Genomic DNA, 3584 nt, shown 5'->3' with positions numbered 1-3584 from the left:
TGAAATTCTTCCACCAGAAACCGCAGCTAAAAACTGATATAAACCAATTGCTGTTGCATTACTAGATGTAGCTTCAGCTGGAAGTGGGTTATAAGGTACCGAAGTAAAATACGGAATTGAAGTTACACTAGGAATGGTACATACCAAACCTTTTGCACCGTTTGCTGTCAATGAGTTAATGATATTTGTATACACACCAGTAAAAACTGTACTATTTGTAATATCATTCATACCATAAGTAGCTGGATTTAAATTTCCAGTTGCATTATGATCTGATGCTGGTGTTACGCCATCTGCTTGCGCACCACCTGAGGTAGCATAAGCTAACACGTCATTAGAACCAATCCAATTCGTAAAAAACGTTGGGTTTTTTGTCATGGCATCACCTAAAACAGTAGCTGTTGGTGTAGTTGCATGTCTAGCAAAATATGGGTTTAAAGCGCCATATCCAGCAAATCCTAAATGAAATGATTTTGCACCTGGCACACCCATATTGTTATATGCTTGAGCTTGAGGTGTTAATGTAATTGTTGATGTTCCAGCAATTGGCTCTGGACGCCCTTGAGCAGCATCAATAACTAATCTTGTAGAACCTGGAACACCTGCAAAACCACCTAAATTATTTATATCTTCTGCATAAGAAGGCTGCGTAAAAGCGCCACCACCCACTAAAGCGAATTGTTGTGCTAATAAATTTGGGTAAGAATAGGATTGTCCTACTCTACAAACGGTTCCATCCATATAACCTGCAGTAAGTGAATTACCTACTGCTACATATCTTGTAAAATCTGCTTCACCAGAGGTATAAGCTGCATTTACTTCATTTTCAAATTCTGGTTCACAACCTGCAAATCCAATTGCTAAAGCTGCTACTAGTATAAATTTATTTTTCATTTTTGATAATTTTTTAAAATTAGAAACCGTAAGTTATACCAATACCTGGTGAAAATACAGATGATTTATAAGTACCCCCAAAAGAAGTTGTTCCTGTATTAGTTGTTGGGTCATCAAAATAATCGTAAGAATTATTAACTTCATCAAAATGTAAATATAAGAATGACATGTCAATACCTAATTTACTATTAACTTGATATGTGAATCCTCCAGTATAACCAGTAGAATCGTTACGAGGTGTTTCTGGCGCGAAATATCCTCTTTGAACTGGACTTTCATCAATATAATAACCACCTCTTACAGTAAATTTATCAGATGCTTTGTATTGTGCTCCAAAACGATAAGCACTTACGTCTTTGTAATTTCTTGGATTTACTGAAGTTGGCAAAGCGCTATCAAAATCAACATCTAAAGATTCGTATACACTCCATTTTGTGTAGTTATAATCGAAAGCAAATAACCATTTATCTGAAGCTTTGTAAGAAATACCTGTAGTAAATTCAGCAGGTAAAGGTAAATCTGCACTAAAATAAGTATCTGTAAATGATCCGGCTGCAATAGTCGGTACATCTTCAAAATCTGCAGAACCACCTCTTGCTTCCATAATAATTTCAGAACGGTAATCCATACCTAAAGTTATTTTTTTAGATAGTTTAAACATCATCCCTACATTATATCCTGATGCAGTAATTCCTTTTGCATCTAAAGTTACATCTGTTCCACTTCCATTACTAGACAAAAGAGGATTAGGTGTTAAATTTCTGTTGAAGTTAACACTTCCTTGAACTAAAATTGGTCCACCACCAATACTAAAAACATCCCCTACTCTAAACGAAATAGTTGGTTGAATAAAAATCGCTGATAAATCAATATTGTTTACTAAATGCGCTCCGGCCCAGTCTTGATCCCAAGCAACAGAAGATCCATATGGCGTATACACTGCTAAACCTGCAGACACCCATTCGTTAATTTTATACGTAGCATAAATACTAAATGGAGTACCCAAATTATCTGTAGCTGCCGTTTGGTTAAATTGCGAACTTTGAAATCTTGTTTTTGCCATTAATGCATTTCCACCTACCGATAAGTTGAATTTTTTGTCTAAGAAAGACATCCCTGCAGGGTTAAAAAATGCCACCTCTGCACTATTAACAACTGCTACTCCGGTATGTCCCATCGCTAATTGTTTCTGCCCTTGAATAGAAACTCTATACCCTCCTGCGAACATAGACACAGAAGCCAAGGTTAGTAATGATAAAGAAAATAATTTTCTCATAATTAAAATTTAGTTAGTATTAATTTATATATATTATTCAAAATTAACATTATTTATGAAATTGACAATTTTTTTACTAAAAATATTATGTATACATATTATTTGTCATACAAATTTTTCAACTTCACAATAAAATGCTGAAGGATTTTCTGCATGTAACCAATGTCCCGCATTTGGAATTGTATCTATTTTTGCTAATGGAAAATGATGTAAAATAGTTTCAAAATCGGAATCTAAAATATAATCCGATTTTCCACCTCGAAGGAATAACACTGGTTTATTAAAATGGTTTTCAAACGGAAGTGCTGTTCCTATTTCGGAAATTTTAGCGTTGAAAACTGCTAAATTAAATCGGAAACCTAATTGTTCTGGTGTTCTCCAATATAAATTTTTTAATAAAAACTGTTTCGTGCCGAAATCTGAAATGTGTTTTGAAATTATTTCATCAACTTCTGCTCTACTTGGTTTTATTGAAAAATCAACAGCGTTTAAGGCGGATAAAATACTTTGATGATGTGGTGGGTAATATTTTGGACCAATGTCTGCAATAATTAATTTTTCAACCAATTCTGGAAAAAGGGTTGCAAACAACATGGCTATTTTTCCACCCATTGAATGTCCTAATAATATAATATCTTGTAAATTATGAAAATCAATGTAGGATTTTACATCTTCCACCATAATTTCATAACTAAATTCATCGGAATGAAAACTTTTACCATGATTTCTCATATCTAACAAATGGATTTGAAAACCCAATTGCGTTAATTGAAAACCCAACGTTTTCCAATTGTCAGACATTCCTAAAAATCCATGAATGATTAAAAACGGCTTTCCTTCGCCTTCAATTTTTGAGTATAACATTTTTTTGGTTAAAAGTTTATTTGGTTAAAAGTTTAAAAGGCATAGGAATTAGCGAATGAGTGAATTAGCAAATTATTGCGAATATATAACAACTCACTTTTACTTTGTTACTTTGTTACTCTTCACTTTTTACTTTTTACTTCAACTTGTTCAAATACATATTTACTACATTATCTAAACCAAGATATAAAGATTCCGAAATTAAGGCATGTCCAATGGAAACCTCTAATAAATTTGGAATATTATCTTTAAAAAATTTAATATTATCTAAACTCAAGTCGTGTCCAGCATTAATTCCTAAACCGATTTCATTTGCTCTAATGGCCGATTTCACAAATGGTTCAATTGCAAATTGATTTCCTAAACTGTATTGATGAGCAAATACTTCAGTATATAATTCAATTCTATCTGCACCAATTTTTTTAGCGCCTTCAACCATACTTACATTCGCATCAACAAAAACAGACGTTCTAATTCCATTACGTTGAAATTCCTGAATAACTTCTGTCAGATAATCTTGGTGTTTAATGGTATCCCAACCTGCATTTGA

Annotated in this window: 3 protein-coding genes and 1 pseudogene; all 4 read right to left on the bottom strand. The window is 33.2% G+C overall.

What is annotated here, in order from left to right; translation table 11 throughout:
* A pseudogene (locus ACIQ2I_RS08580) lies at nt 1–894 on the bottom strand (G-D-S-L family lipolytic protein); the annotation flags it as partial.
* Nucleotides 895–913: 19 nt separating this feature from the next.
* On the bottom strand, nt 914–2170 hold the full coding sequence (locus tag ACIQ2I_RS08575) for an OmpP1/FadL family transporter (protein WP_396182002.1): 1257 nt from the start codon (nt 2168–2170) through the stop codon (nt 914–916).
* Nucleotides 2171–2275: 105 nt separating this feature from the next.
* Nucleotides 2276–3034 (bottom strand): alpha/beta fold hydrolase, encoded by a 759-nt coding sequence (locus ACIQ2I_RS08570; RefSeq protein WP_396182001.1) that lies wholly within the window; start codon nt 3032–3034, stop codon nt 2276–2278.
* Between the two features lie 136 nt (nt 3035–3170).
* A partial coding sequence (locus ACIQ2I_RS08565; RefSeq protein ID WP_396182000.1) for a pyridoxine 5'-phosphate synthase occupies nt 3171–3584 on the bottom strand: 414 nt, incomplete at its 5' end.

Origin of the sequence: Flavobacterium sp. (genome assembly GCF_044368995.1) — a bacterium.
GTDB lineage: Bacteria > Bacteroidota > Bacteroidia > Flavobacteriales > Flavobacteriaceae > Flavobacterium.
This window is presented reverse-complemented; position numbering and strand designations above follow the sequence as displayed.